The following is a 26876-nucleotide window of genomic DNA, read 5'->3' as shown; positions in this document are numbered from 1 at the left end:
GCTCCTCGGAGACCCGCTCGACCGCGACCTCGATGCCCTTCTTCAGGCCCAGCGGGTTCGCGCCGGCGGCCACGTTGCGCAGACCCTCCCGCACCAGCGCCTGAGCCAGGATCGTCGCGGTCGTGGTGCCGTCACCCGCGACGTCGTTGGTCTTCTTCGCGACTTCCTTGACGAGCTCCGCACCGATCTTCTCGTACGGATCCTCGAGCTCGATCTCCTTGGCGATGCTCACACCGTCGTTGGTGATCGTGGGAACGCCCCACTTCTTCTCCAGAACGACGTTGCGACCCTTCGGACCGAGCGTGACCTTGACCGCATCGGCCAGCTGGTTCATGCCGCGCTCCAGGCCGCGCCGAGCCTCCTCATCGAAGGCAATGATCTTCGGCATGGTTTCTGGGTCCTCCCAGTGGGATGGCAGGTTCGATGGCCTGGCCACAACGACGCCCGCGACGGACGGCTCCCNCCGGCTCCGACCTCGGTGCAACCACCGTGGACGCCGGGTGAACGGGCAGCCTCGCCGTTTCAGCCTTGGCACTCCCTAGGTGAGAGTGCCAAGTCCTGTTTAGCACTCGGCATGGGAGAGTGCAAGCTCGCCGTCGCTTCGCCGCGTTGCGCACCGCAGCTTCCACGGCCCGTTCCGCGACCGGGTGCGGCGTGGCGACATCCCCGGTCAGCCTCGTGTGCGGGCGGCGAGCCTGCCGGCTGCCGGCTCGGTGTCCGCTAGCCGACAGGTCGCGGCGCTGGTGGCCGCCAGGCCCGCCAGGGCCGGCGACTTCCTTGCCCTTCTGGAGGGTTTCGTGCCTGATTCGTCCCTCTGGAAGGGCAAGGAACCGTGCCGCAGGGACCCAGACCGCGGGTCCGGGAGGAGGCGGGGGTGATCAGTCGTCGCCGAGGCCGGCGGCCTCGAAGGCGCGCAGCGACGGCTTGATAGTGGCCGTCGGTCCGCCGGTCTCGACCAACGGGTCGAGGGTCTTCAGTCCATCGCCGGTGTTGTAGATGACGGTCTCGGCGGCTGGGTCGAGCAGGCCCTCGCGCAGCAGGCGGCGCAGGTTCGCGACCGTGACGCCGCCGGCGGTCTCGCCGAAGATGCCCTCGGTGCGGGCCAGCAGCCGCATACCCTCGAGGATCTCGTCGTCACTGACGTCCGTGATCGCACCGCCGGTGCGGCGGGCGACGTCGAGGGCGTACGGGCCGTCGGCCGGGTTGCCGATGGACAGCGACTTGGCGATCGTCGACGGTCGCACCGGGGCGACCGTGTCGACCCCGCGGGCGAANGCGGCGGCCACCGGGTTGCAGCCGGCTGCCTGCGCGCCGAAGACCCGGTACGGCGTCGGCTCCACCAGGCCCAGCTTGCCGAGCTCGCCGAAGGCCTTGTCGACCTTGGTCAGCAGCGAGCCGGACGCGATCGGCACGACGACCTGCTCGGGCAGCCGCCAGCCGAGCTGCTCGGCGACCTCGTAACCCAGCGTCTTGGAGCCCTCGGCGTAGAAGGGGCGGACGTTGACGTTGACGAACGCCCACTCGTACTCGCCGGCCAGCTCGCTGCACAGCCGGTTGACGTCGTCGTAGTTGCCCTGGATCGCGACGAGGGTCCCGCCGTACACGCCGGTGGAGACGGTCTTGCCGGCCTCCAGGTCGTGCGGCACCAGCACCACCGAGCGCAGGCCGGCCCCGGCGGCGTGCGCGGCCACGGACTGGGCGAGGTTGCCGGTCGAGGCGCAGGCCACCGTGGTGAATCCGAGCTCGCGGGCGGCGCTGAGGGCCACCGAGACGACGCGGTCCTTGAACGAATGCGTCGGGTTGGCGCTGTCGTCCTTGACGTAGAGCGTCTTCATCCCCAGCTCGGCGGCCAGGCGCGGGGCCGGGCGCAGCGGCGTCCAGNCGGCGCCGAGCGACACCCGGCGCGCCGGGTCATGCCCCGCGGGCAGCAGGCCGACGTAGCGCCACAGGTTGGCCGGCCCGCGCTCGATGGACTCCCGGGTGACCCGGCCGAGCAGGTCGGGGTCGTAGGAGATCTCCAGCGGGGCGAAGCACTCCACGCACACGTGGGTCGGGGAGAGCGGGTAGGTGGCGCCGCAGTGGCGACAGGACAGTCCGACCGCGGGGTTCGCGACGTCGAGGGCGGTGGTGTCGGCACGCTCGGGCGCGAGAGTCATGAAGAAGCTCCTCATCTTTCCCGGGGCAACCTGCCACGGGTCGGAATTAGCACCTGCCACGCATCGGATGCGGGTGGTTGCCGGGGCTTCACTGGGCCGTTCCCTCTGCCCCTCTGGATGAGCCAGATGAAGTTGTCTGTCCGTACTGTAGACCGTGTGCCGGAGATCGTGCACCAGTGTTTCGTGGTTCACGGCCATGAGATCGTGTTTCGCCGGGTGCAGCCCGCCCCGGCCCCCAGAATGTTCACCGGCGCCGGGCACGGTTCACCGGCGCCGGGCACGCCGGGCCCGCGTCCGGTGACCGCCGCTCGCGCCCGGTGCCTGGGCAGCCGGTGCCGGCGGGCCGACCCACCTCGCAGACCAGGGAGTCCGTGACAGTGAGTATTCGCGTCGTCTACACCGATCTCGACGGCACGATGGTCGGCCCGAAGGGCTGCTTCTTCCGCGCCGAGGGCGGGACGATCACCCTGGACCCGGCGCAGGCGCTCGCCGAGCTGCACTCGGCCGGCGTCGCGCTGGTGCTGGTCAGCGGCCGCACCCGGCCGCAGCTCGTCGAGGCGGCACAGATCTTCGGCGCGGACGGCTTCATCGGGGAGCTCGGCGCCATCGTCGGCTGGAACGACGGGCGGGACAGCGAGATCCTGCGCGGTGNCATGCCGCCGGACTTCGACCAGGTCCCCGAGTCGCTGCTCGACCGGCTGATCGAGCGCTACCCGGGCCGCCTGGAGCTGCACACCCCCTGGCACGCCGGCCGCGAGGTCGACGTGATGCTCCGCGGCCGCATCGACGTGCCCGAGGTCGACGGCTGGCTCGCCGNGACCGGTTTCGCCTGGCTGAGCATGCGTGACAACGGTCTGATCTCGCCGGCCCACATGCCTGGGCTGGGCGTGGCGCCGCACGTCTACCACCTCGTCCCCGACGGGGTGGGTAAGGGCGACGCGGTGGCCTACGACCTCAAGCGGCGCGGCGTGTCCCCGGCCGAGGCGATCGCGATCGGCGATTCCGCCAGCGACCTGGCGATGGCCCCGCATGTCGGGCGCATGCACCTGGTCGCCAACGCGCTGCGCCACCCCGACATCACCGCCCTGCTCGAGCGGTACGACAACGTCACCGTCGAGGCGGGCACGGTCGGCGCGGGATGGGCGAGCGCGGTGCGGACGGCCGTCGCCGTCTGACCTGCCCGCCGTCTGACTCGCCCGCCGTCTGACCCGCCCGCCGGCAGCCGGTTCGCGGCTGGTTCGCCTGGTGTTGGCGGACCGGACGGCGGCCGGACACCGGACGGACGATGTCCGGCCATATCCGGCGGAACCCGCGCCGGATGGCCGCGGTGTGGCCGGCGGTCGGGCCTGGACGACCGTCCGAATGGCCTACCCTCCGCAGTGTGCAGCGGATGCGGGAAGCCGAGCAGGGCACGTCGGGGGGTCCTTCGCCGCTGGGGACGGCCCGGGTGCTGGTCGCCTCCAACCGGGGGCCGGTGGCCTTCGTCACCGGTGACAGCGGGGAGCTGGTGCTGCGCCGGGGGGCGGGCGGGCTGGTCAGNGGTCTGGGCCAGGCGGCGGTCGACGCCCCGCCCGAGGCCCTGCCGATGGTCTGGGTGTGCGCCGCGCTCGGCGATGCCGACCGGCGCGCGGTCCGCGCCGCACCGGCCGGCCGGCTCGACCTCGCCGGCCACGACACCGGCGGTACGGCCGTGCGGATGCTCGACGTCGACCGGGTCGTGTTCGACCGGGCCTACAACGCGGTCGCGAACCGCATCCTGTGGTTCATCCAGCACCTGCTCTACGCCCCGGCCTCGCAGCCGGTGTTCGGCCCGTCGTTCCGCCGCGACTGGGCGGCCTACGAGGCGTACAACGCGATGTTCGCCGAGGCGCTGGCGCACGAGGCCGCCCCGGGCGCCTCGGTGCTCATCCAGGACTACCACCTGACCCTCGTCCCCGGGCAGCTCCGCCGGCTGCGCCCGGACCTGCGCATCGGTCACTTCAGCCACACCCCGTGGGCGCCGCCGGAGTACTTCCGGATGCTGCCCGATGACGTCGGCGAGCAGATCCTGCGCGGCATGCTCGGCGCCGACCGGCTGGGGTTTCTCACCGACGCGTGGGCCGACGCCTTCACCGAGTGCGTCCGCGGTCTGCCCGGCGTGCGGGTCGAGCGGCGCTCGATCACGGTGGCGCCGCCCGCCGGGGCGACGGAGGCCGGACACACAGTGCGCATCGGGGTACACCCGCTCGGCGTCGACGCCGACGAGCTGCGCGACCGGGCCGACGCGTCCGACGTCGCCGCCCGGGCGGCGGAGCTCGTCGAGCTGGCCGAGGGCCGGCGCCTGATCGTCCGGGTGGACCGCACCGAGCTGTCCAAGAACATCGTGCGCGGCCTCGCCGCCTACCGCGAGCTGCTGCGGACCCGCCCGGAGTGGCGCGGCAAGGTGATGCACCTCGTCTGCGCCTACCCCTCGCGGCACGACCTGCCGGAGTACCGCGAGTACACGGCCGCGGTGCAGCGGCTCGCCGCGGAGATCGAGGACGAGTTCGCCACGGACACCTGGCTGCCGCTGCGGTTGGAGATCACCGACGACTATCCGCGGTCGATCGNCGCGCTCTCGCTCGCCGAGGTGCTCGTCGTCAACCCGATCCGGGACGGGATGAACCTCGTCGCGAAGGAGGGGCCGGTCGTGTCGCGGCGCGACGCCGTGCTGGTGTTGTCCCGGGAGGCGGGGGCCTGCGCGGAGATGGGGCGGGCGGCGCTGGTGATCAATCCGTTCGACATCCAGGCGACGGCGCAGGCCCTGCATGCGGCGCTGACGATGCCCGCGGCCGACCGCCGGCGCCGCGCCGGCGAGCTCGCCGCCGTGGCGGGCCGGCTGCCACCGCGGGTCTGGTTCACCGACCAGCTCGACGCCCTCGCCGCGGATCGCCCCGACGCGCCGGTCAGCCGCCGAGACGCTCGATGAGCACCTCCAGCAGCGCGACCATCCCGGCGGGACCGCCGACGACCAGGTCGGCGCGCTCCCGCAACACGGCGGGGACCTCGGGGCTGTCGCTGCAGACCGTGATGCCGGGCAGGCCGCCCGCCCGCATCTCGTCGACGGCGGAGAAGGCGGGCAGGTCGCCGTAGTCGTCCCCGGCGACGAGCACCGAGCGCGCCCCGCGGGCGGCGACGAGCTCGCGCAGCGCGCCCCCCTTGTCGTGACCGGGCGGGCGCAGCTCCAGCACCTTCTTGCCGGGGGCGGCCTCCAGCCCGTGCTCCTCGGCGAGGGTCGTCAGCGCCGGGGCGAGGGCGGCCAGCGCCGCGTCCGGGTCGGCGGTGCGGCGCACGTGCACGACGAGCGCCTGGTGCTTGTCCTCGACCACCGTGCCGGCGGGGGCGTCGCGCAGCAGCTCGGGCAGTGCGGCGCGGACGGCGCCCACGCCCGGCAGCGGCTCCGGGCTGGTGATCGCGCGCGACCGCGAGTCCCACCGCTGCAGTCCGTACTGGCCCAGGATGACCAGCTCGCCGAGGTCGGGGAGCTTCTCCACCCCGGTCAGCTCCAGCAGCGCGTCGACCGGCCGCCCGGTGATGATCGACAGCGTGCCCACCGCACGGGAGATCCGGCGCAGCGCCTCGATCGCCCCGGGGGCGGGGACGGCGTCGGCCGGGCGGGCGACGATCGGGGCGAGCGTGCCGTCGTAGTCGAGGGCGATCAGCGCGCGGTCGGGAGCGGTGAGCAGGGCGGCGAGCCCCGCACCCCCGGCGGGGGTGCGGGGCGCTGGCGCGCGGTGCTGGGCGGAATCGCTCACGGAGCCTTCCCGGGGTCGATGGTCGAGGACCGGCGGACATGCCCACCGGGGGATGTCCCAGACGGGACGATCACTGATCATTTTTCCGGGTCGGCGGGGAAGTCGCGAGTGATGACGAGGATCAGGGTGTTGGTGGAGACGATCCTCGTCTGCGAGCGGGGGACGATCTTCTCGATGCCCGGAACGGCGTCCTTGAGCGCCTGGGCGGCCGCGGCGTCGTCGTCGTCATAGAACACCGTCGAGACCGGCACGTTGTAGACCGACTGGAAGTTACCGGTCCGCTCGACGGGGAACCCGGCGGCCTCGACCCGCCCGGCCGCGACCTCCGCCAGGCCGGAGATCCGGGAGTTGTTCAGCACGACCACCGGCGCCGTCACGGTGGGCCGCTGGCTGTGCGGTGCCGGCGGCGGCGCGGGTGTCGAGGATGGTGGCCGCTCGGCGGGCGGCGTCGTCGCGGCCGGGCTCGGGCGACGGGTCGGCGAGGCCGCGGGCGTCGTGCGGTGCACCGCGGGCGACGGGCTCGGGCTGCCGCCGTCCGGGGTGTGGATGGGCGCCGCGACCGGCTTCGGCCGCTCGGGGTCGGACGTGCCGTTGAACAGGTTGACCAGCAGGATGCCCGCGAGCACGGCGAGGACAGCGACGGCCCCCGCCGCCACGGCGTGCAGCCGGTCCGCGCGCCGGCCCGGGGGGCGGCGTCGCGGCGGCGCGCTCGTGCCATGCGTCATGAGCGGCTTTACTCCTCGCTCCGGTCCCGGCGGCCGGACCTGGCGGCCCGGCGCTGCTCGCGCAGCCGGCGTAGCCGCCGGACGAGCATCGGATCGGTGATCAGTGCCGCGTCCGAGTCGATCAGTCGATTGAGGATCTGGTAGTAGCGCGTCGAGGACAGGCCGAACTCGGCACGGATCGCCTCCTCCTTTGCCCCCGGATGACGCCACCAGCCCTGCTCGAAGCGAAGGATGCGCCGGTCACGGTCGGACAGCTCCGCGGCCGGTGTGCTCGCCCGCCCGGGTTCCTCGGGCGGCAGGGGTTGAGCTGCCTGCACAGCGGGACCTCCTCGGGACGCAGCCGGGACGACGAGCGCGGTCGGACGCGGCCACGCCACGCNCGGTATGGTTCGCCCACTATTTCATCCTGTGGGTCCGACATCTCCGGTCGTCTCCGGGAACACACATGCCGGGCAGCCGTCGCGACGGCGGGCCACGGCACAACAAAGCCTGCGTCGGTGCGGCGGGCTCTACGCTGGACCGGTGAGCCGGCGATTCACCCGCACCACGGAGGACTTCGACTGCCTCGTCTGCGGGACCGCCGTGCGCGGCGACGGGTACACCAACCACTGCCCGGCCTGCCTGTGCTCGCGCCACGTCGACGTGCATCCCGGCGACCGTGCGGCCGCCTGCGGTGGGGTGATGCGCCCGGTGGCCGTCGAGGCCCGGACGCACGACGTGATCCTCACCCACGCCTGCGAGCGCTGCGGTCACCGCCGCCGCAACCGCACCGCGCCGGCCGACGACCGCGACGCCCTGCTCGCCGTCGCCGCCGCGGCGGCGACGGCGGCGGTGTTCCCCGCCGAAGGGGCCTTCCCGGCGGCGGGCCCTCCGGCGGGGGGGTCCCCGATCGGACCGGGCTCGGCCGGTCCCCGGCCCCGGCCCCGGCGTCGCGCCCGAGCCGGGCGGGGCCGCTGAGCGCCGGCGGCCAGGTTCGACGCGGCCAGGTTCGACGCGGCCAGGTCGGGCAGCCGCACGAGTTGCCGAGAGCTCGCACGATCGGTGGCCTTGACCGTGGTCACCCCCGGCAACTCGGCGACCGGNACCGGCCGGTGGCAGTCCCAGGCATCCCGGGATGCCGCCCGGCGCGGCCCGTTCCGGGGCCGGCGCGTCACCTCGCGCCGGCGGATGTCCCGTCGGTCGGGACTGCGTCCCCGTGGGGGAGAGGACGGCTGGTCCAGGCGGGAACCGCGGATCGGCCGCGGGTCGCTCAGGGGTAGAGNCCGCGCGTCTGGTGGGCCTCGGCGACCCGGCTCACCCCGATGATGTGCGCCGCCTGGCGNATGCTGACGCCCTGCGTGGTGGCGAGCATCGCCACCTCGCTGTAGGCCCGCTCCATCAGCGTCCGCAGCCGGTCGTTGACCTCGTCCTCGGACCAGAAGTAGGCCTGCATGTCCTGCACCCACTCGAAGTACGAGACCGCGACGCCGCCGCCGTTGGCGAGGATGTCCGGCACGACCATCACGCCCCGGTCCTCCAGGATCCGGTCGGCGTCCGCCGTCACCGGGCCGTTGGCCCCCTCGACGATGATCCTCGCCTTGATCCGGTCGGCGTTCTCGATGGTGATGACGCCTTCGAGGGCCGCGGGGACCAGTACGTCCACGTCGAGTTCGAGCAGGTCGTCGTTGGTGAGCGTGTCCGTGCCGGGGAAACCGACGACGGTCTCCGCCCCCTCGGCGAGGTGGCGGATCAGCGCCGTCGGGTTGAGGCCCTGCGGGTTGTACACGCCGCCCTTGACGTCCGAGACGGCGACGACCTTGCAGCCGGCGTCGTGCAGGTACTGGGCGGCGAGCGCCCCGACCTTGCCGAAGCCCTGGATGGCGACGGTCGTGGAGTGCGGGTCCCGCCCGGTCTGGCGCAGCGCGGCGAACAGCGCGAGCTGGACGCCGCGGCTGGTCGCCCCGGCCCGTCCGGCGGAGCCGCCGATCGACAGCGGCTTGCCGGTCACGACGCCGGTCGCGGTGTGGCCGGTGTGGGCGGAGTAGGTGTCCATGATCCAGGCCATGGTCTGCTCGTCGGTGCCGACGTCGGGGGCCGGAATGTCCTTCTCCGGCCCGATCAGGGGGACGAGTTCGGCGGCGTAGCGCCGGGTCATGCGCTCGCGCTCCTGGCGCGACAGCAGCCCCGGCTCCACGGCGATGCCGCCCTTCGCCCCGCCGTAGGGGATCCCCATCAGCGCGCACTTCCAGGTCATCCACATCGCCAGCGCCTTGACCTCGTCGAGGTCGCAGCTGGGGTGGAAGNGGATGCCGCCCTTGCCGGGGCCGCGGGCGAGGTTGTGCTGGACGCGGTAGCCGGTCAGCACCATCAGCGATCCGTCGTCACGCAGCAGTGGCACGCTGACGGTGATCGCCCGGCGGGGCGTGCGGAGCAGTTCGTGCAGTCCGTCGTCGAGGCCCAGATGACGGGCCGCGTTCCCCAGTTGAACGCAGGCCGTGTCCCATGCTGAGCCGGATCCGAGGATCACAGGCACCTCCGCGGCGCGTTTCGAGCCACCCTCCGCCGCCGAACGCGCCGCCGGGTTCGTCGGCCACGGCGCGCTCCGTTGCGCACCGTGGCAGTGACTCGATATGGCGCAAACAATAGGTGACAGCAGAGCCCTCCCGCCCGGCGCATCGAGGGCGCGCCTCGGGCCGCCCGAACGGGCGGGTACGGTCGCGGACGTGCGCGCGGATCAGTCGGCCCTGTCCGGCGGGCCGGCCGGCCTGCCGGCCCCGGAGCCGACCGCCGCCGCCGGTGCGGCGGCCACATCCCGGACCGGTCCGGGTGCCCCCCTACCGGCCGCTCGCCGGTTGTGGGGTGGCTGGCTGCTCACTCGCGCGCTGCTCGTCGCCGGCGTCCTGACCGGCCAGACGTTCGGTGCTCAGCAGACCGTCCTCGGTGATCTTCGGATCTACGCCGGCTGGGCGCACGATCTCGGCCACGGCGGCGGGCTGCCCGTCGGCGATGACCGCTGGCAGTACCCGCCGGGGGCGGCGGTCGCGCTGGTCCTACCGGAGCTCGCTCACACCCTTTCGGCGGTGCCCTATCGGGTGGCGTTCGTCGTGCTGACGCTCCTCGCCGACCTCGCCGTGACCGTCGCGCTGGCGCGGCGCGACCGTGGCGCGGCGCTGTTCTGGGTGGTCGGGATCACCGCGCTCGGCCCCGTGGCGCTGGCCCGGTTCGACCTGCTGCCGGCCGCGGCGGCCCTCGCCGCGGTGCTCGCCGTGTCGCGGGCCCGGTTCGGCCGCGCCGGCTTCCACCTCGGCGTGGGGACGCTGCTCAAGGTGTGGCCGCTGCTGCTGCTGGTCGCGATGCCGGCGCCGGCAGGCTCCCCCGGCCGGTGGCCGGCCTGGCTGCGGGCGGGGGCGGCTCGCCTGGTCGGCGGGGTGGCGGGCGCGGTGGGGCTGCTGGCCGTCGTCGCAGCGCTGACCGGCTGGTGGCGCGACGTCCTCGGCTTCCTCGGCGCGCAGCAGGCCCGCGGGCTGCAGGTCGAGGCGGTGGCCGCGACGCCGTTCGTCGTCGCCCACATGCTCGGCGGCCCGGCGCCCGAATACTCCTACGGCTCCCTGCAGTTCGACGGTCCGGTGGCACGCGCCGTCGCCACCGCGTGCAGCCTGGTCGAGGCCGTCGCCATCATCGCGGCGGCGGTGTGGTGGTGGACGCGGGGTCGGTCGCCGGCGGAGACCGGGACCGCCCGGACGGTGGCCGCGACGCTCGCCGGGCGGGCCCTCGCGCTCGTCGTCGTGGTCGTCGTGACCGCCCGGGTGCTCAGCCCGCAGTACCTCGTGTGGATCCTCGCGCTGGTTGCCGCGGGACTCGCCGTCGGCTCCCCGGCGGTGAGCGTCCGTGGGCGACTGCCGGTGGCGCTGCTGGCCTGCGTCGCGTTGACCCAGCTCATCTACCCGTGGCGGTACAACGACGTCATCCNGGGCCGGATCGTGCTGAGCCTGCTGCTGGTCGGGCGCAACCTCGGTCTGCTCATGGTGTGCTGGTGGGCGGTGCGGGCCGCCGCCGGGCCGCCACCAGTGCGGCTGCGGCCACGACGGCGAGCGCGGCGACCGTGACCAGGGCGGCGACCCCGGCGGGACCGAGTAGCCGCCAGGTGGCCGCGAGCGGCGAGAGGGTCGCGAGGCACAGCCAGGTGGAGGTCACGACCAGCGCGGCGACCGTGCGTCCCGCGGCCGTGCCCGGCACCCGCCCCGCCCGTCGCCCGCCCGGGGCGCCGCCGGCCGCCAGGATGGCCAGCGGCGTCAGGCACAGCGCCAGGTACCAGGGGTAGACCACCGGATTGCCGAGCGCCACGGCCAGGCCGCCGAAGCCGACGACGACCAGGTCCGGCCGGCTGCCGGCGAACGCCCGGAACGCCCGGTCGCCGCCCGCCGGCGGTGCCTCGGGGGAGCGGCGCCAGGCGCGCAGGGCGAGTGCGAGGACGACGCCCGCCGCGGCCGCCAGGCACAGCGCCCGGGTCACCCGCTGCGTCGCGCCGTCCGCGGTATGCACGCCGACCAGCGCGAGCGCACCGTCCGCCGCCGCCGCGAGGACCGCGGCGGGAGCGATTCCGGTGGTCAGGGTGCCCGAGGTCGACAGCGCGTGGATCCAGGTCGGGCCGAAGCCGGCGGCGGCGATGCTCAGGCCCGAGGCGACGGCGACGGCGACGGCGTCGGCGGCGAGACGCATGGCCCCCGCCCGCACCGGTCGCGGCGCCCGCCGCGCGGCCAGCAGGTGGGCCAGCACCAGCCAGCCGACGCAGAGCAGGGCGGTCGCCTTGACATTGCCCGCGAGGCACGCCAGTCCCGTCGCGGCGGCGCCCGGCAGGATCCCGCGCACCGCCTGGCGGGGGGCGCGGTCCAGCACGAGGGCGGCGACGACGAGCGCGGCGGCGATCGCGTCGAGGTGCGCGCCGCCCACGAGGTGGATGACGACCACGGGATTCGCCGCGACCAGGACCGCGACCGCGCGGCGCCGGGACGGCTCTGACCCGGCGAGGCGCAGCGACAGGCCGATCAGGGCGATCGTGGCGAGCACGGCGATCACCCGGAGGACCGCGATGGTCCCCGCCGGGCCGCCGCCGATCGCCGCCGCGGCCTTCTCGACCGCGACCGCGGCACCGCCGTAGGGGGAGTGGGTGTGCCACCACCGTGGGTCGACGGCCTGGACGAACGCCCGGCCCGAACCGTCCGGCGCGCCGGACGTCAGCAGGGTGGCCACCCCGTGGGTCGCCGGGTCCAGGCCGAGCCTGGCCAGCTCGCCCTGGGCGGCATAGGCGTACACGTCCCGACTGAACAGCGGCGGCCCGACGGCGAACGGCAGGCTCCAGGCGGCGGCCGCCGCGAGCCCGGCGCGGGTGGACACCCGCCCGGCGGCCATCGCGCATACCAGGAGGACCCAGCACAGGCATAGCGTGATGACGCTGAGCGCGGACAGTCCGGCCAGAACGCCCCTTGCCGTCTCCGTCGGCGGGGTCGATGGGAGAATTCCCCACCAGGATGAGGGGTCGGCGACGTTCGGATCGCGTGGGCCGAGCCGCCCCTCGGCCAGCATGGCCACGACTGCGGCGCCGGCTCCGCCGAGGATCAACCAGATGACGCTGGTCGGGCGCCTGACGGCGGATGGTCCGCGGCCGCCGCGCGCCGCCGCGGCGGTGGTAGCCGCGGCCGGCCGTTCGCCGACCGGCGGGCCGTCGGGAGATGATCGGTGGGATGCGGCGGACGGACCGTCGTCGGTGCCTTGGGAGGTCGCGGGTGACAGCGCTCGCGGCGCCCGGTTCCCCGATCGACGCCACGCGCGGTAGCCGGCCGACGACCGTGGCCGTGGCGGTGCCGGCGGGCGAGACCGAGTCTCGCGTGGCTCCACTGCCCCAGACCCCCTTCATCGCCCTCGAGCCGCCGCGGCACCACGGGCCGGTCGTGCGGGGCCTGCTCGTCCTCGTCGCGGCCGTGCGCCGGTGGCCCTGGACGCTGACCGCGGCCCTGTGCCTGCTGTGCGTCGGGCTCGGCGTGACCGGCCCCGACACCCCCGCCCAGGAATACCGGGTGTGGCTGTTCCGCCACGGCGGGGCGGTCCTCTGGGACGATCAATGGTACGGCGGCCACACCATACCCGGGTACAGTGTGCTGTTCCCGCCGCTGGGGGCGTTGCTCGGGGTGCAGCTCCTGGGCGCGATCTCCTGCGTCGCCTCCACNGTGATCGTGACCCGGCTGCTGCGTGGGCCGGGCCGGCGGTCGGGGCAGGACCTCGTCCTCGTGTGGTTCGCCGTGGCGACGGTGTCGAACCTTGTCGTCGGGCGGATGCCGTTCGCCCTCGGCATGGCGTTCGGCGCGCTGGCGCTGCTCGGGGCCCGCGAGCGCCGGACGAAGCTGACCTNGGCCGGCGCCGTGCTGTCGTCGCTGGCCTCGCCCCTGGCTGCCGGGTTCGTGCTGCTCGTCGGCGCCGCGTTGCTGCTGACCATCGGCTGGCGGCGCGTGCTGCCGTTCGCCGGCGCCGGGGCCGGCATCGTCGTCGCGCTCGCCTTCCCCGAGGACGGCTACCAACCGTTCCCGGCGCTGACCTTCCTGTCGCTGCTGGCGCTCATCGCGGTGGGACTGCTGGTAGTCCCGAAGGGTGCCCGGGCAATCCGCCACGGCCTGCTGCTGTGGGCGGCCGCGGCGGNGGTGTTCTTCTTCATCCCGTCCCAGGTCGGGGGGAACATCACCCGGCCGGCGACGCTGCTGGCCGGCCCCGCGGCGGCGCTGCTGCTCGCCGACCGCCGCCGGGTGCTCGCGATCGTGGCGATCCCCCTGATCGGCTGGCAGATCGGTCCGATCCACGGCGCGCTGCTCACCCAGGGCGATCCGTCCTCGTCCGCCGGGTACTACACCGAGCTGCTCGACTACCTCGACCGCGGCGCGCCGGTGCCGGCCGGCCGGGTCGAGGTTCCCTTCACCCGGGCCCACTGGGAGGCGNGTTTCGTGGCGCCCAGCGTGCCGATGGCCCGGGNCTGGCTGCGCCAGCTCGACAGCAAGTACAACGCGTTGTTCTACGACGGCAGCCTCAACGCCGAGACCTACCACGAGTGGCTGATCGCCCGGGGCATCCGCTACGTCGCCCTGCCCGACGTGGAGCTCGACCCGTCCGCCGTTGCGGAGGCGAAACTGCTGCGGGCGGGCCTGCCCTACCTCGAGCTCGCCTGGCACAACCCACACTGGAAGGTCTGGCTCGTCACCGACTCCGCCGGACTGGTGCAGGGGCCGGCGAGCCTCACCGAGCTCGGGGTGAGCTCGGTGGGGGTGGACTTCCGCACGCCCGGGGTCGCTACCGTGCTCGTCCACTACACGCCCTACTGGCGGCTGTCGGAGGGCCGGGCGTGCGTGTTCCGCGCCGCCGGCGGCTGGACGGGCATCCTCACCGAGGCGTCCGGGCCGGTGCGCCTGTCCGCCCGGCTCTCGGTCGACGGCCTGACCCGGGCCAGCGCCCTGGACTGCCCGGTGGATCAGCGCATCTCCTGACGACGGACCCGCCTGGGGCAGCCCGGAACATCCCGGGGCAGCCTTGGACCAGCCTCGGGATCAGTCGAGATCAGTCGAGATCAGTCGAGATCAGCCGGGATCAGTCGAGATCAGTCGGGATCGTCGAGGCGGACGATGCGCAGCCCCACATGGGCGAGGATCGCTGGCAGGCTGCGGATGACTTCGCGGTCGCGTTCCCGGTCGGTGTCGGACAACGCCAACCAGTCGACCAACGCGGGGTGGCGGCGGTCGGGACCGTCCTGTTGGGTCGGTCCCAGGGTGTAGCCCTTGGCCTCCCGCTCCCGGCGCCACCGTTCGTGTTCCTGCTGGGCGAACTCCTCGATCTCGTCCGGAGTGAACGCGAAGTCGGTGTCGGCCACCCCGGCCGGCATCAGCATCAGCGTCTGCGCCGACTGCAGGATCTCTCCGAACTGGGCGGCCTGCGCCCGGTTGGAGTCCTGCAGGTTGGCCGGGAGCTCCTCCCACGTCACCATCGCCGGCCTGGATCTCATCGGGGTGCCCCGGTGGCGTTCCGACGCCAGGTAGCGCTCGTGGCTCGCCCGAGCGAAGCGCTCGATCAGGTCGGTGTCGCCGAGGTCGAGCGGGAGCGCCTCGTCGTTGACGGCGAAGAAGCGCACCCGGCCGAGCAGGTCCTCCAGCAACGGGCCCGGCCGCGGCGTCGACGGGCGAGGGTACTGCGGTCGGCCGAAGACGTCCTGCAGGCTGCGCTGCCGGCCGGTGCACACGATGACCGTGGTCCGCGCGAACCCGAACCGGCCGTTGAGCACCTGCGCCGTGTCCAGTCCGTACAGCAGCGCCCGTTCCTCGTCGCTCTGACAGACGTAGACGAACTCGGGAGGAGGCGCGTCCGTCACGGCCGGCGNCAGCTCGCCGTGCGGGGTGTCGTGACCGGTGAGCTCGACCTGGGCGAGCGCGGGTTCCCGGATGCGTAACGCGGCGAGTATCTCATCAGCCGCCGGATCGGCCACGGCGATGGGCAGCAGTGGACCGGCCGCCCCGACCAGGGCCGACCAGCGGCGGGCCAGCTCCAGCACCAGGGCGCGGCCGAGGCCGGAAAGCCCGAGAACGACCAGGGGCGCCGGTTCGACGGGCGGTTCCTCAGCGTGATCCGGGGCGGCCCAGCTCGGCGGGTAGCGGTTGAGCAGGGCGCGCGCGCCGAGCACCTCGACGGCGAAGAAGTCCAGCCGGAAGCCGCTGTGGTCGTTGAACCCGATCCGGCGGGCCCGTAGGTGCGGGATGAGGGAGAGGTCGCCCACCTGGGCCACGCAGCGCAGCGGCTGGTCCGCCCGGTCGGCGGCCAGCAGCCGGGTGGCCAGGGCAATGGCCAGGTTCGACGAGGTGTCCGGCAGGCAGCCGTAGACCACGTCCGCGCGGGCGACTCCGGCCTTCGCCAGCACCAGCGGCTCCATCGGGTCGCCGACGACCCGCAGCAGGCCGGGCGGGAGTTCGGCGTCCGGATACTCCCGCTCCGCGTCCTCGGCGACCAGCACCACCCGTTTGGACCGGGAGAGCTTGTCGACGAGCGCCGACGCCGTGGGGCCGGTGCCGCACACGATGACGTGGTGGCGGGCATGGCGGGCCCGGAACCGTTCGAAGCGTTGGGCGAAGATCGTGCTCACCCCGTCGGCGACTCCGACGGCCGTGGCCAGCGGGGCGAGGAACCGCGCGATCTCCAGCGCCACCGGGTACCGCCCGCCGTCCTGGAAGACCGTCCCGTCGGCCAGGAAGAGCGTCGCGGTGAAGAACACGATGTTGGGCCAGTTGAACATCGCCGGCTCGTGGCGGAACTGCCGGTACATCCCGAGCAGACCGAGGCTGAAGGCGATCACCCCGAGGACGGCGAACGTCCCCAGCAGATGGCGGCGCAACCAGCGGGCCAACCGCCCGGCGACGAGCAGCGGCCGGTTCGCCCAGCGTTCCAGCCGATGGCCGGGGCCGGGGCGCCCGCCCCGGCCGCCGGGTGTGCCGCGACTGATCACCGGGGCCGTCTCGGTCGGATTGCCGAGGGCGGGTTCGGGATCGTCGGCGCCGGGTGCGCCGTGCCGGACGCCCGATCAGTCTCACCGCGAGGAGGGCTCGGATACCAGGTCGGCGACGACGATGGTGGTGTCATCGCGGGCGCCGGCCAGCAGGGCCGCCTCGACGAGGGCGTCCGCGGCCCGTTCGGGCGGCTCAGAGCCCAGCTCGCCGAGCAGCCCGTCGAGCTGCTCGGGCGTCATCACCTTGGTGATGCCGTCGCTGGCGAGGACGACCCGGTCGCCGGCCCGGACCGGCTCGCTGAAGATGTCGGCCTCGATCTCGTCGGCGAGGCCGACGGCGTTCAGCAAGGGGCCGTTGCGGATCGCGTGCGGGGTGGTCAGCGCCCGCGGACGTCCCCGGCCCGGCTGCAGCCACACCGAGCTGTCGCCGACGTGGGCGACGGTGAGGTACTCGCCGGTGTTGTGCTGCCGGCCGAGGATGACGACGTCCAGCGTGCAGGCCATGCCCAGCCAGGTCGGTTCCTCCCGGGCCCGGGTGCGGACCACCCGGTTCGCCCGCTCCACGGCCCTGCGCAGGCCCTCCAGCGGATCCTCCGCGTACTGCGGCCGGAAGCCGGCCACGGTGGTGACGGTCAGCGTGGAGGCGATCTGGCCGGCGGCCTCCCCGCCGACGCCGTCCGAGACCGCCAGCAGGCCGTCCACGACGACGAAGGCGTCTTCGTTGGGACCGCCGCGCTTGCCCCGGCGGGTCCGGCCGGCGGCGGCCAGCCGCAGCGGGGCGGCCGTGGTCTGCTCGGGCTCGGTCGCCATCAGGTCGGCAGCCTGCTCCCGCGGCGCGGCGGCGGCGTTGGGATAGGTGGTCGCGGTCGGTGTGCTCTCCCACCGCGGGTCGCCCGCGGTGGCCCGCCCCCCGGCCGGCTCCGCTCCCACCGCGGCCGACTGCGCGGCGAAGGTCGTCGTGGGCGGCGCGATCGGGTAGTCGCCGGTCTGCGGGTCGTAGTAGCGGGTGGCGTCCTCCCGCTCGTCCTCGAAGGACTCGGCCTGGTGCGGCGGGGCAGCGGGCGGAGGAGTCCAACCGGTCGCGTCGGGATCGCGACTGTTCTCTTCTCCGACTGGAACCTGCGTGGTCACATCCCCTCCCCACGACGCGCCCGCCTCCGGGCCGTCGCTCGCGTCGTCGGCCGTCTGTTCGGCGGGGGGGCTCGGCGCCGGCTCGGTGAAGCCCGGCACGATCCCGTCCGGCGCGGCGGCGTCGGAGCCGTCTCGCAGCGGCACCGTACCGGATCGATGCCGTTGATGGTCCAAGCCGCGGCTGCGGCGCTGGCTTCCCTGCCGAACCGGCCGGTTGTTCAGGGCGAAGTAGATCACCAGGGCTACCAGCAGCACCACGATGAGCATGATCGGCACCAGCGAGCTACCCATGGCCTCCGTCCTCGCCGAACCATTCACGATCACGCTGTCGGGACGTGTCGCCAGCCGTCTTCCTTCTTACCCAAGGGCACCGACGCACCGCGAACCCCGGGTGTGTCGCGACACCGACACAAGTGCTGGTCATTGTTCCAGACTCCACCGACCCCGAGTAGGGCGAACGGGACAGCCGCGGTGATCGTCCTCCCGGCCGGGTGGCCTCGCGGTCGTCGCCCGGCGGCCCGGCGACCGGTGCTGTCACCGGACGACGACGAGCAGGGCGAGCACGGCGGCGGCCAAGGTGAGAGCGAACACGGGGAGCCCGAAGGAGCGCCGCCGACGCCGGGCCGCGCCGCCTGCGGCGATCTCGGCGATGACCCGGGACTCGACGAAGCCGGGTAGTTCGTGGGCGGCCCGCAGGCGTGGATCGTCCGGAAGGTAGAGCGCCACCAGCCGGCGTACGACGCGTTCCAGGTCGGCGGCATGCGGCCCGCCGCCGGCCTCTCCGCTGTAGGCCGCTGCTCCGCTGTAGGCCGCTGCGCCGTAGTCGTCGGCGGCGTAGTCGTCGGCGCTGCCGGGGCCGAAGTCATAGTCGCCGTCGTAGTCGTAGTCGCCGTCGTAGTCGTCGCCGGCGTGCAGGGCGTGGCGGAAGTACCGCTCCGCCGCCACGCCCAGCTCCGCTTCCGAGGGTGGCTCGGGCGACGCCCTGCTGCCGTGCTGGGGCGTGCCCCGGTTCCAGATCGCCTCGTAGAGGTCCCAGGCATCGTCCCAGCTCGGCACGTACCGGACGAGCAGGCCGAAGATCCGGGCCGCGTCGGGCCGGCCCGACGCGCACGCGTCGAGGAACGCGACCGCCGGATCCCGCGGGGCCGCCGCGGTCGGCGGGATGCGCGCGGTGAGCTCGGCACCCAGGGCGTGCACCTCCGCTGCGGACGAGGCAGGCCGCCGCGACCGTTGCACCGCGCTCGCCGCCCGGTCCGCGCCGGCCTCGCGCCGGGCCTCGCCGCCTCCGCCGGGTGTCTCGCCGTCCTCGCCGGGTGTCTCGCCGGCCCCGCCGCGGGCGTACAGCTCCAGAAGGCGAGCAACGGTGTCGATCACCTGGCCCCCGCCCGGCCGGGCCGTCGCCAGCCGCTCGAAGAAGGGGCGGGCGCCGGCGGCGAGGAGCCCGGATCCGTCGTCGTCGGCTCCTGGCAGCCCGAACCCGCCCGGCCCGGCCGTTACGGCGGCGGCGATGGCATACCGGATGTCCTCGGCTCCGTACCAGCCCGGGGCGTACAGGACGAGTAGCCGGAAGGCGTCGGCTCCCCACGCTCGGGTCTCCCGCAGCAGCCGCACCACCGCCGCAGCCGACGATTCGGCCGCCGCGGCCGACGACTCGGCCGTCGCAGGGAACGCCGTCGCAGGAAGGGCAGCCGCGGGGAGTGCCGCGCCGGCGGTCAGCCAGGCCAGCTCGTCGGCCAGAGCGTCGGCGAACGCGAACCCCTCCGGAAGCCCGAACCGGTCGAACACGGTCCGCAGGGCGGAGGTGAGCAGGTCCCGGACGCGCGCGGCGCGGTGGCCCTCGTCCGGCCGATCCGGGCCGGCCTCGGTTGCGACCGGCAGGGCGGCCAGATCCGCGACCAGCCCGGCCAGTAGCTGCACGATCTGCCGATGCATCTCCGCGACGGCGGTGTGGATCGCCGTGACGTAGGCCGCCCGGTCCACCTCGGTCAGGTGGGCGTCCGGTGCCAGCCGGGTGATTGCCTGGGTGACGTCGCTGGCGGCGCGGGCCAGGACGTCGGCGGGCCGACCAGGCGGGCGGTCAGGTTGCGGCCGGGACCGGGAGCCCGGCGGGCACAGCGGGCCGAACAGGTCGCGCAGCGCGGCGAGTTCACGCAGCTCGGTGGGCGATTCCAGCGGATCGGCCAGCGGATCGGGACCCGCCTGCGCCAGCGAGACCCCCAGCGGGACGCCGAGCGCGGCCAGCAGCCGGTCGACGGGGTGCAGCCGGCCGTCCCAGTACGACCACTCCGTCCGGTAGGCGGCCGCGACGTGCCGGGTGACCGCGACCCGGGCGGCCCGCTCCAGCTCCTGCCGGGGCGCGGTGGCGGCAGCCGCGGGGGAGGCAGCCGCCGGCGGCAGGACCGTCACCGTCACCTCGAAGTCGGTCTCCGCTCCGACCGGGCGGTCGGCTCCGGCGCCGCCGCCCTCCCGGCTCGTGACGGAGACGTCGGGTCGCCCGCTGGGGTCGGGCCGGTCGGCGAGGCTGGGCTGGGCGGTGGGGTCGGGCTGGGCGGCGGTGGGCGGGGGGGCTGCCGGGCGGACGGCGCGCAGTGCGTCGAGGGTCTCGGTGGCGAGCCGCAGCGCGCTGCCGCTGGCCGTCGCGAGGCGGTAGGACGAGAAGACCGATTCCAGGCCGGCCGTGAGGGGCGGGATCGCCCGGCGCATCGACTGTTCGGCGCCGCGGGTGGGCGACGGACCGCGCAGCGCGGCGAGATCGTCGGCCAGCGCGGTCAGTGCCCCCTCGACCTGCCGTTGCTCCTCGACGACCGCGGCCTCGACGTCCACGGCGACCCGGGCACGATCGGCCGGATCCATCTCCCCCAGCCGGTCGAGGACGCCAGCCACGATCATGGCGCGGCCCTGCTCACGTGATGCCGGCCCGGTGCGTGCCTCCTGCCCCGTCGGCGATCTCGGCGGCCGGCCGGAGGCACCCGGAACGGTCAGCCGACCCGCGACGCGGTGTAGCTGCCCGCGCAGCCGTTCGGCGCTTGGCAGGTCGGCGGGCAGGCCGACCGGGTGGGCCAGGATCGCGATCAGGCGACCTGCCGGGTCGGCGTCGTCCCCGCCGGCGCCTCCCGGCGCCAGCAACAGCTCGTAGGCGTCGTGCAGGTGCTCGGCGACCGCGCGCGCCTGCCCGGCGGCCCCTCGCCCCGCGAACGCCGCCGCGGGTGATCGCGCATCCGCCGGTGGGGGTGCGGGCTGCCCCGGGGACGGCCGAGCCGGTGAGGCCTCCCAGCTCGAGGACGGTTCGCCAATCGAGCGGGGACTGATCGGGTGGGGGTCGATCGGGCGGGGACTGATCGGGTGGGGGTCGATCGGGTGGCAGTCGGCCGCGAGGGAGCCGGTCGGGTCGGGGCCCGGCCGCACACCTGACCCGGCCACCGCCGCGTCCCGCCCGCTGGTTGCCACCAGCCGGCGGCACCAGCGCTCGGGATCGTGCGGCCGGAACGCCTCGTCGCCGACCTGGGCGAGCAGGTCGGCGACGCCGCGGATCCCGCTCCGCCCGTAGACGCCGACGAGCAGGTGGGCCGCGTCGGCGACGGCCGGGGGGACCGGCGGCGTCACGCGGGGATCCACGTAGATCGCCGCCGGGTCGGTGCCGGGCCCGAGCTCTGGCGGGATCGGGACGAATCGGAACCGCGGATCGGATCGGCCCTGGCCGACGGCCGTCCCGGCCGACGCCGCCGGTCCGTGGTCCGCGGCCGACGTCGAGCCGCTCGACGCCCACGCCGGCTCATCCGCCGGCTCATGCCTCGCATCGGCGGCGCGGGCGGTGGGCGACGTGGGACGGGGCGCGGGCGGGGCGGCGTGGATGGAGAAGGTGAGCCGGTAGGGGAGCACCCCTTCGAGCATCTCGACGAGTGCCCACATCAGCGTGACGGCCTCGTCCGAGCCGGTGTGCGACACCACGACCGGTCGGTCCGTCCACGACCAGGTGAGGGCCGCCGAGACCAGGACGGTCAGCCGGTTACGCCGGGCGGCGGCTCGGGCGGCCTGGCGCAGCGTCCGCTCGCCGACCCGTCGCTGCGCGGTGAGATCATCGAGGTGCAGGGGGTTCAGCCGCGGTGTGGTCCGGGCGCCACCGGCCGTGGCCCCACCGGCCGTGGCCCCGCCGGCCGCGTACAGCGCCAGCGCGACCCGTTCGGTCAGGTAGTCGGCCCGGCCGATCAGGACGTGCGCCCGTAGCCGGCCGCTACCGGCGCCGCTTCGGCCGGCGACGTGGACGTGGTGGACGAGCGCGGCGTCCGGCACGTCGTCCGGATCGTCCCGGATGGGCCGGTCGGGTGCGCCGACGACGTAGGCGAGCGCGGGCGGCGGCTGGTCGACGGGGCTGTCGCCCGCCTCGACCTGGGCGGCGAGCAGGCCGTTCCACGAACGGGTCACCGCGGAGCTCAGCGAGCTCGCGATGGGAAAGTAGCCCTCGGCGCCGGCCCGCGTCCGCCTGGACCAGGCGTAGACGATCTGGTCCAGACGGGTCACCGCGGAGGTGGCGTCCCGCGCCGCGGGGGCGTGGTCCGAGGCCGCGGGGGCGGCGCGATTCACGGTCGCAGCCCCGGGAACAGGACCCCCAGCACGTCGGCGTCCCGCGCGGGGGTCAGCCGCAGCACGCCGGCGAGCATCGTCGCCGCGGTCCAGACGATCTCGATGGTCGGCCCGACCGGGTCCGCCGGGCCGGCGCCGTCCGTCTCCGGCGGTGGCGGTGGCGGCTCCGGGCGGGCAACCCGTGGCGCGAAGGCGATGATCGTCGCAGCGTCGGAGCTGGGATCCAACAGCGCCAACCGCCCCTCGCCGGCAAGCTCGGGGACCACCGCCGCATCGGTGGGGGCATCCGACCAGGATGTGGCCCCGATCTGCAACCCGCGCAGCAACTCGCCGGGGAGCCGGCCGACGACGGCGCGGATGCCGGGGAAGGCGAGGCAGNCGGGCATGGCGGACACCGCGCGGGTGACCTCGTCGAACACCTCGGGGCTGCGCAGCGCGTCGAGCAGCACCCGTAGCGCCGGCCCGGCCGAGTCCACCGCGGCGGCCGACGGTCTGCCCTCGACCGCCCCGACCCAGAGGATCGCCGGGATGGTGGGCGCACTGCCGGGCGCCGCAGACGCGGCCGCCGCGGTCGGCCGCGCGGATCCCTCGGGTGCGTCGTCGCCGAGGGATCCGTCGTCGACGAAGGCGGTGTCGTCGACGAAGGCATAGAAGGCCGGGTTGTAGGGGGCGTCGAGGTCGGGGAGCGTCTCGTCACCCGGCACGGCGCCGAACAATTCGTCCTGGGCACCTTCGTCCTGGGCACCGGTGCCGCGCCACGGGTCGGCGCCGGTGTCCGCCGGCGCCGGCGCTCCGTGTGTCCCGGGCGCGGTGATCTCGCCCGGCACCGGCCCCACCAGGACGAGCAGCACCGACTCGGCGGGGCGCCCGGTGGTCAGCGCAGCCAGTCCGGCCTGGTGAGCCGCTGCCGTGCGGGCCTCGTCGACGATCAGCAGACGCTCCGCAGCGCCCACGTCGAACCGCGGGCGTCGGGTGAGCAGGGTCCGCAGGGTGCCGGGGGCCCAGGGGCGTCGCGCCACCCGCCGCCGGCAGCCCGAGCGCAGGTCCAGGGTGGCAACCGGGCCGGTCGCGGTGCTCACCGAAGGCTCCGGGTGAAGGCCGTCCCGCGCAGCATCGAAGCATTCCACCGGCCCCGCGGACGTTCATTCCTCCGCGTCGGGTATGCCGGTGCGAGGCCGACCTTCGACGGGTATCGGGACTGCCGTTGATTTGCTGGCAGGCAATGCTCCCGCACAATGGAGGCCCGGGTTTCGGCGCATGGACGGGACGAGCTGCCCCCACTCGGCGTCCGCTGCTTCCCTGACAATGGACGTCCTCCCGGTTCGCCGTAGTCGACAATGATCGTGTAGTCGGTCGATTACCGCCTACTCGCGAAAGTTATTCCTTGGACCCCCGGTCGGTCCAGCGAAAGTCCGAAAAAATCATCCAGGCCCGAGTGGCTGGATCTCCGGACGCCGCCGCCGGGAGCGACCGTGCCGGCGGCGGGAATTACCTTCGGCTCCGCCGCGTGACGGAGCCGAAGGCAGGTGCCCCGTGCAGCGGCATGTGCAGCACGTTGTTCCCGTTTGCGGTGCGCCAAGGGTCGGTGGTCGATGATCGGCCCGGCTGTCGTTACGTACGTCTGCTCCGAACGCCGCGCCGGGGTTTCCGGCAAAGATGGGCGGACGTTGCAGTGCTGATGTCGGTTCGATGTTCCGCGGGATGTCCGGCGGTCACCGCCGGGGTGGCCGGACTGTCCGGTGAAAGGAGCTCGGGACCGCGCGCGATCATCTCGTCGCGCCGGGGGCNGGGGCGGCCTTCTTCACCGGGCGTAACGTTAATTCGGCTCGGCGGCGCGACCGGAACATATTTCGTCACCGAAGGCGAGCGGTGAACGATCGGAAGATCGCCGATCGAGGCGCACCCCGGTGACTTCCGCATTCTCTCCTCGGGGCGTCTTCGGACCTCGCGGCGGACGTCAACTGTCGGCGGACGTCAACTGTCGGCGGAGGTCCAGGGCCTGCTCCCGGCGTCAGCCGGTCGGCGCCGCGTCGGTTCTGGGCCGGACCAGAGTCACCCGGTCGAACGGCACCGGGTCGGGGGAACCCGAGTCGTACGCGGTGATCCGGATGCTGGTCAGCCCGCCGGGCTCGCCGGGATCCACCTCGAACCCGGCGAAGGCGTAGGGATGATCGGGGGCTCGGAAAGCCAACCAGGCCGCGTCCTCGAGCTCGCGGACGGCGGTCCGGTGCCGGCGCCCCGGTTCGGGGTCACGGACGCCGACCACGATCCGTCCGGCCGGCGGATCGAGCAGCGTGTCCGTGGACGGCGACGACGAGCCTCCGGTGCCCGCCATCAGGTGGACCGTGCCCGCCGACGTGTCCACGACGGCGCCGCCGGACCCGACCGCCCCCACCACCGGTCGGGGGGCGAGGGTCCGGCTGCCCGGGACGGTGCCCCGCACCGGGTGGCTGCGTTCGTAGTGGTGCTCGTGCCCGTAGAGCACGAGGTCCACTCCGTGCCGGTCGAACAGCGGCAGCCAGGCCTCCCGGATGCCCAGATCGGCGCCGTTGTGATCGGCCGACGTGGACAGGGCCGCATGGTGCATGACGACCACGATCCAGTCGATGTCCGGGTCGGCCCGGGCCTGCTCCAGCGTCCGAGCGAGCCAGGCGGTCTGCCGGCCGGCGCTGAACCCGCGCAGGTAGATCGGGCCACTGTTCTGGTAGCAGACGTCGTCGGCGCTGACCACCACGAAACGGACCGCCCCGACCGTGAAGGCGTACCAGAGGCCCGCGAGGTAGCCCTCGCCCCCGTTCGGCGGCAGTTCGAAGTAGGTCTGGTAGGCCGCGAGCCCCAGCGCCCCGTTCCCCCGCTCGATCTCGTGGTTGCCGACGCAGGGCATCCACGGCCGTGACCCCGCGGACGGGCTGATCATCGTGAACCAGTCGGACCAGGTGCGTACCGGGTCCTCACGCTGGTTGGCGTAGGACAGATCCCCGCCGGTGAGCGCGAACAGCGGTGCGCACCGCTCGACGCCGGCCACGGCGTACCCGGAGGCGGGCGAGCCGAACGGGTCGTACGGGCGGTCGGTGCCCTGATCGCCGAAGAAGGTGAAGCCGAAGGCGGCCCGCGAGCCCGGAGCCGTGCGGAACGAGCCGTCCGCAGCCTGCGGGCGGCCGTCGTGCTCGAGGGTGAACGCGTAGTCCGTGGCGGGTTCGAGCCCGGTCAGGGTCGCGTGATGGACGAAGACCTGCTCGCTGGTGCGGGCGTCCCGGTAGGAGCGGGTGGTCGCCGGGACCGNCTCGCCGACGGTGCCGGGTTGGGACCCGCAGCGCACCGCGGGCCGGGTTACGGGGCCGCGGGTCAGCCAGGAGACGACCATGACCGTCGCCGGCTCGGCGCCGAAGGTGAGATGGACGCCGTGGGCGTCGTCGGCACCGCCCGTCACTCCACCCGATCCCGCCTGCTGTCCGACCTGGTCCCGTCTGACCTGGTCCCGTCTGATCCGGTCCCGTCCGATCTGGTCCCGCCTGAGCTGGTCTCACCTGAGCTGGTCTCGTTGCCGACCAACGAGCATGGTGCCATGGCCCGCGGCCGCCCATCGACCGAACGTCGTGTGGGGTAGCCGACGTTGCGCCGCCACCGGGGCCGAACCCGTGATCCCCTACTGTCCGGGTGACGCCGCAGGCGCCCGCCGTCCCAGGGACGGGTGACACCGGGGGGTGACCCTGACCGCCGCCGACATCGCCCTGCTGGTGGGCGCCGGCGTGCTGGCCGGCATCACCAGCACCGTCGCGGGGCTGGCGTCGCTCGTCTCCTACCCCGCGCTGCTCGCGACCGGGCTGCCGCCGCTGGCGGCGAACGTCACCAACACGACGGCGCTGCTGTTCGTCGCGGTCGGCGCGGCCGCCGGGTCGCGACCCGAGCTCGCGGGTCAGACCGACCGGGTCGCCCGGTTCGCGGCGATGGCCCTCGCCGGCGGGGCGGTGGGCGCCGTCCTGCTTCTCACGCTGCCGGAGCGGACGTTCGAACGAGCGGTGCCGGTGCTGATCGCCGGGGCGGCCGTGCTGCTGTGGGCGCAGCCCCGGATCCTCGCCCGACGGGCCGAAGCGCCGGCCGAGGGCGGCCCGGCGGTGCTCGCCGCGGTCTTCGGAACCGGGATCTACCTGGGCTATTTCGGCGCCGGTGGCGGAGTGGCGCTGCTCGCCGTGCTCGCGGTGGCGATCCCCGAGCCGCTCGCCCGGGTCAATGCGATCAAGAACGTGTCGTCGGGCTTCGCGAATCTGGTCGCGGCGGCGGGGTTCGCCGTCTTCGGCCCGGTGCGCTGGGCCGCGGTGGCGCCCCTGGCCGTCGGTCTGCTGATCGGCGGCGCGGTCGGGCCGCTGATCGTGCGCCGGCTGCCGGGCGACATCCTGCGGGTGCTCATCGGGCTGGCCGCGCTCGGCCTCGCCGCGAGCCTCGCCTGGGATGCCTACACCTGAGCCTGCGCCGGAGCCGATTGCGCGGGCCGCGGAAACGACTGAGCCCCGGAACCTGGTGGGGTACCGGGGCTCAGCCGCAGTCCGGCGGCGCTGGTGACGCGCCGCTGGCGCTACTCGCTGGACTTGGCGAGGTCGATCGGCGGCGCGTCCGGCACCTGGTTCGGCTTGGTCTCGCCGCGGAAGACGAACTTCGCGTCCTCGTCCTCGCCCTCGACGTCACCGACGACGATCTCGCCCGGCTTGAGCGTGCCGTACAGGATCTTCTCGGACAGGACGTCCTCGATCTCCCGCTGGATCGTCCGGCGCAGCGGCCTGGCGCCGAGCACGGGGNCNTAGCCCTTCTTCGCCAGCAGCGCCTTGGCAGCCGACGTCAGCTCGAGGGCCATGTCCTTGTTCTTGAGCTGGATGTCCACCCGGGCCAGCATGAGATCGACGATCTGGATGATCTCGTTCTCGGAGAGCTGGTGGAAGACGATGATGTCGTCGATCCGGTTGAGGAACTCCGGCCGGAAGTGCTGCTTGAGCTCGTCCTGGACCTTCGC

Annotated in this window: 14 protein-coding genes, 18 pseudogenes and 1 riboswitch; of the genes and pseudogenes, 13 read left to right on the top strand and 19 right to left on the bottom strand. The window is 74.2% G+C overall.

Features of this window, described 5'->3' with window-relative positions; genetic code table 11:
- From FF86_RS08775 to FF86_RS62065, 4 genes and pseudogenes are all read right to left on the bottom strand, one after another.
- Positions 1-388 (bottom strand): TCP-1/cpn60 chaperonin family protein (locus FF86_RS08775; protein ID WP_304438112.1); only part of this gene is annotated, 388 nt, incomplete at its 3' end.
- A 490-nt stretch (positions 389-878) separates the two neighbouring features.
- A pseudogene (locus tag FF86_RS43935) lies at positions 879-1274 on the bottom strand (pyridoxal-phosphate dependent enzyme); the annotation flags it as partial.
- A gap of 1 nt (position 1275) precedes the next feature.
- Positions 1276-1881, bottom strand: a pseudogene (thrC, locus tag FF86_RS43930) (threonine synthase); the annotation flags it as partial.
- Between the two features lies 1 nt (position 1882).
- Positions 1883-2156 (bottom strand): annotated as a pseudogene (locus FF86_RS62065) (threonine synthase); the annotation flags it as partial.
- A gap of 8 nt (positions 2157-2164) precedes the next feature.
- A riboswitch (SAM riboswitch) is annotated at positions 2165-2280 on the bottom strand.
- A gap of 253 nt (positions 2281-2533) precedes the next feature.
- On the opposite strand from FF86_RS62065, the pseudogene FF86_RS43925 reads away from it, so the two are divergent.
- From FF86_RS43925 to FF86_RS43910, 5 genes and pseudogenes are all read left to right on the top strand, one after another.
- Positions 2534-2807 (top strand): annotated as a pseudogene (locus FF86_RS43925) (HAD family hydrolase); the annotation flags it as partial.
- Between the two features lies 1 nt (position 2808).
- Positions 2809-2972: pseudogene (locus FF86_RS43920) on the top strand (HAD family phosphatase); the annotation flags it as partial.
- Between the two features lies 1 nt (position 2973).
- On the top strand, positions 2974-3331 hold a 358-nt coding region (locus FF86_RS43915), incomplete at its 5' end, for an HAD hydrolase family protein (protein WP_242418411.1).
- Positions 3332-3696: 365 nt separating this feature from the next.
- Positions 3697-4744, top strand: a pseudogene (locus tag FF86_RS08755) (trehalose-6-phosphate synthase); the annotation flags it as partial.
- Between the two features lies 1 nt (position 4745).
- The coding region (locus FF86_RS43910) for a trehalose-6-phosphate synthase (protein WP_242418410.1) at positions 4746-5103 on the top strand (358 nt) is incomplete at its 5' end.
- Here FF86_RS43910 and otsB read toward each other — a convergent pair.
- The 3 genes from otsB to FF86_RS08740 all read right to left on the bottom strand — a co-directional run bounded on the left by otsB (position 5081) and on the right by FF86_RS08740 (position 6971).
- Positions 5081-5929 carry a trehalose-phosphatase gene (gene otsB / locus FF86_RS08750; protein ID WP_044883994.1) on the bottom strand — a complete coding sequence of 283 codons (849 nt, stop codon included), beginning with the start codon at positions 5927-5929 and terminating at the stop codon, positions 5081-5083. The two genes, FF86_RS43910 and otsB, sit on opposite strands and share 23 nt — an antisense overlap.
- Before the next feature lie 77 nt (positions 5930-6006).
- A complete protein-coding gene (locus FF86_RS08745) occupies positions 6007-6654 on the bottom strand; it encodes a LytR C-terminal domain-containing protein (protein WP_044883993.1) in 648 nt (215 codons plus the stop codon).
- Between the two features lie 8 nt (positions 6655-6662).
- A complete protein-coding gene (locus FF86_RS08740) occupies positions 6663-6971 on the bottom strand; it encodes a DUF3263 domain-containing protein (protein ID WP_044883992.1) in 309 nt (102 codons plus the stop codon).
- Between the two features lie 205 nt (positions 6972-7176).
- On the opposite strand from FF86_RS08740, the gene FF86_RS08735 reads away from it, so the two are divergent.
- On the top strand, positions 7177-7611 hold the full coding sequence (locus FF86_RS08735; RefSeq protein ID WP_044883991.1) for an RNHCP domain-containing protein: 435 nt from the start codon (positions 7177-7179) through the stop codon (positions 7609-7611).
- Positions 7612-7916: 305 nt separating this feature from the next.
- Here the strand turns inward: FF86_RS08735 and FF86_RS62060 are convergent.
- The 3 genes and pseudogenes from FF86_RS62060 to FF86_RS43905 all read right to left on the bottom strand — a co-directional run.
- Positions 7917-7975 (bottom strand): annotated as a pseudogene (locus tag FF86_RS62060) (hypothetical protein); the annotation flags it as partial.
- A gap of 1 nt (position 7976) precedes the next feature.
- Positions 7977-8936: pseudogene (locus tag FF86_RS08730) on the bottom strand (Glu/Leu/Phe/Val dehydrogenase); the annotation flags it as partial.
- Between the two features lies 1 nt (position 8937).
- The coding region (locus FF86_RS43905; protein WP_304438110.1) for a Glu/Leu/Phe/Val dehydrogenase dimerization domain-containing protein at positions 8938-9160 on the bottom strand (223 nt) is incomplete at its 3' end.
- Between the two features lie 103 nt (positions 9161-9263).
- Between FF86_RS43905 and FF86_RS31740 the strand changes: the two are divergent.
- Positions 9264-10602, top strand: a pseudogene (locus tag FF86_RS31740) (glycosyltransferase 87 family protein); the annotation flags it as partial.
- A gap of 51 nt (positions 10603-10653) precedes the next feature.
- On the opposite strand, the gene mptB reads toward FF86_RS31740, so the two are convergent.
- Positions 10654-12252, bottom strand: a complete 1599-nt coding sequence (gene mptB, locus FF86_RS08715; RefSeq protein ID WP_313949803.1) for a polyprenol phosphomannose-dependent alpha 1,6 mannosyltransferase MptB — start codon at positions 12250-12252, stop codon at positions 10654-10656.
- Between the two features lie 122 nt (positions 12253-12374).
- On the opposite strand from mptB, the pseudogene FF86_RS43900 reads away from it, so the two are divergent.
- The 5 pseudogenes from FF86_RS43900 to FF86_RS43880 form a co-directional block, all read left to right on the top strand.
- Positions 12375-12856, top strand: a pseudogene (locus tag FF86_RS43900) (hypothetical protein); the annotation flags it as partial.
- 1 nt (position 12857) lies between these two features.
- Positions 12858-13038, top strand: a pseudogene (locus FF86_RS43895) (hypothetical protein); the annotation flags it as partial.
- Between the two features lies 1 nt (position 13039).
- A pseudogene (locus FF86_RS43890) lies at positions 13040-13323 on the top strand (hypothetical protein); the annotation flags it as partial.
- Between the two features lies 1 nt (position 13324).
- Positions 13325-13616 (top strand): annotated as a pseudogene (locus FF86_RS43885) (hypothetical protein); the annotation flags it as partial.
- A gap of 35 nt (positions 13617-13651) precedes the next feature.
- A pseudogene (locus tag FF86_RS43880) lies at positions 13652-14159 on the top strand (hypothetical protein); the annotation flags it as partial.
- Positions 14160-14269: 110 nt separating this feature from the next.
- On the opposite strand, the gene FF86_RS43875 reads toward FF86_RS43880, so the two are convergent.
- From FF86_RS43875 to FF86_RS43865, 6 genes and pseudogenes are all read right to left on the bottom strand, one after another.
- On the bottom strand, positions 14270-14551 hold the full coding sequence (locus tag FF86_RS43875) for a RyR domain-containing protein (protein WP_236705772.1): 282 nt from the start codon (positions 14549-14551) through the stop codon (positions 14270-14272).
- A 492-nt stretch (positions 14552-15043) separates the two neighbouring features.
- The coding region (locus FF86_RS43870) for an NAD-binding protein (RefSeq protein ID WP_242418409.1) at positions 15044-16159 on the bottom strand (1116 nt) is incomplete at its 3' end.
- 81 nt (positions 16160-16240) lie between these two features.
- Positions 16241-17581: a PP2C family serine/threonine-protein phosphatase gene (locus FF86_RS08695; RefSeq protein ID WP_044883986.1), complete on the bottom strand. Its 1341-nt coding sequence runs from the start codon at positions 17579-17581 to the stop codon at positions 16241-16243.
- Between the two features lie 243 nt (positions 17582-17824).
- Positions 17825-21871 carry a hypothetical protein gene (locus tag FF86_RS08690; RefSeq protein ID WP_044883985.1) on the bottom strand — a complete coding sequence of 1349 codons (4047 nt, stop codon included), beginning with the start codon at positions 21869-21871 and terminating at the stop codon, positions 17825-17827.
- Positions 21872-23882: 2011 nt separating this feature from the next.
- Positions 23883-25153, bottom strand: a pseudogene (locus tag FF86_RS08680) (purple acid phosphatase family protein); the annotation flags it as partial.
- Position 25154: 1 nt separating this feature from the next.
- Positions 25155-25301 (bottom strand): annotated as a pseudogene (locus FF86_RS43865) (fibronectin type III domain-containing protein); the annotation flags it as partial.
- 280 nt (positions 25302-25581) lie between these two features.
- Here FF86_RS43865 and FF86_RS08675 point away from each other — a divergent pair.
- The gene (locus tag FF86_RS08675) at positions 25582-26334 is read left to right on the top strand and encodes a sulfite exporter TauE/SafE family protein (RefSeq protein ID WP_370657240.1); all 753 of its coding nucleotides are present in this window, start codon (positions 25582-25584) and stop codon (positions 26332-26334) included.
- Between the two features lie 110 nt (positions 26335-26444).
- Here the strand turns inward: FF86_RS08675 and FF86_RS43860 are convergent.
- Positions 26445-26664: pseudogene (locus FF86_RS43860) on the bottom strand (hypothetical protein); the annotation flags it as partial.
- 3 nt (positions 26665-26667) lie between these two features.
- Positions 26668-26876, bottom strand: a pseudogene (locus FF86_RS43855) (hypothetical protein); the annotation flags it as partial.

Source organism: Frankia sp. CpI1-P (assembly GCF_001421075.1).
GTDB lineage: Bacteria > Actinomycetota > Actinomycetes > Frankiales > Frankiaceae > Frankia > Frankia torreyi.
Note: the sequence above shows the minus strand (reverse complement) of the source record. Positions and strands in the feature narration are given on the sequence as shown.

Bases quoted from the DNA above. Each gene is read 5' to 3' on its own strand.
- FF86_RS08745 (WP_044883993.1), bottom strand. From the start codon at position 6,654: ATGACGCATGGCACGAGCGCGCCGCCGCGACGCCGCCCCCCGGGCCGG.
- FF86_RS43875 (WP_236705772.1), bottom strand. From the start codon at position 14,551: ATGCCGGCCGGGGTGGCCGACACCGACTTCGCGTTCACTCCGGACGAG.
- FF86_RS08695 (WP_044883986.1), bottom strand. From the start codon at position 17,581: ATGGGTAGCTCGCTGGTGCCGATCATGCTCATCGTGGTGCTGCTGGTA.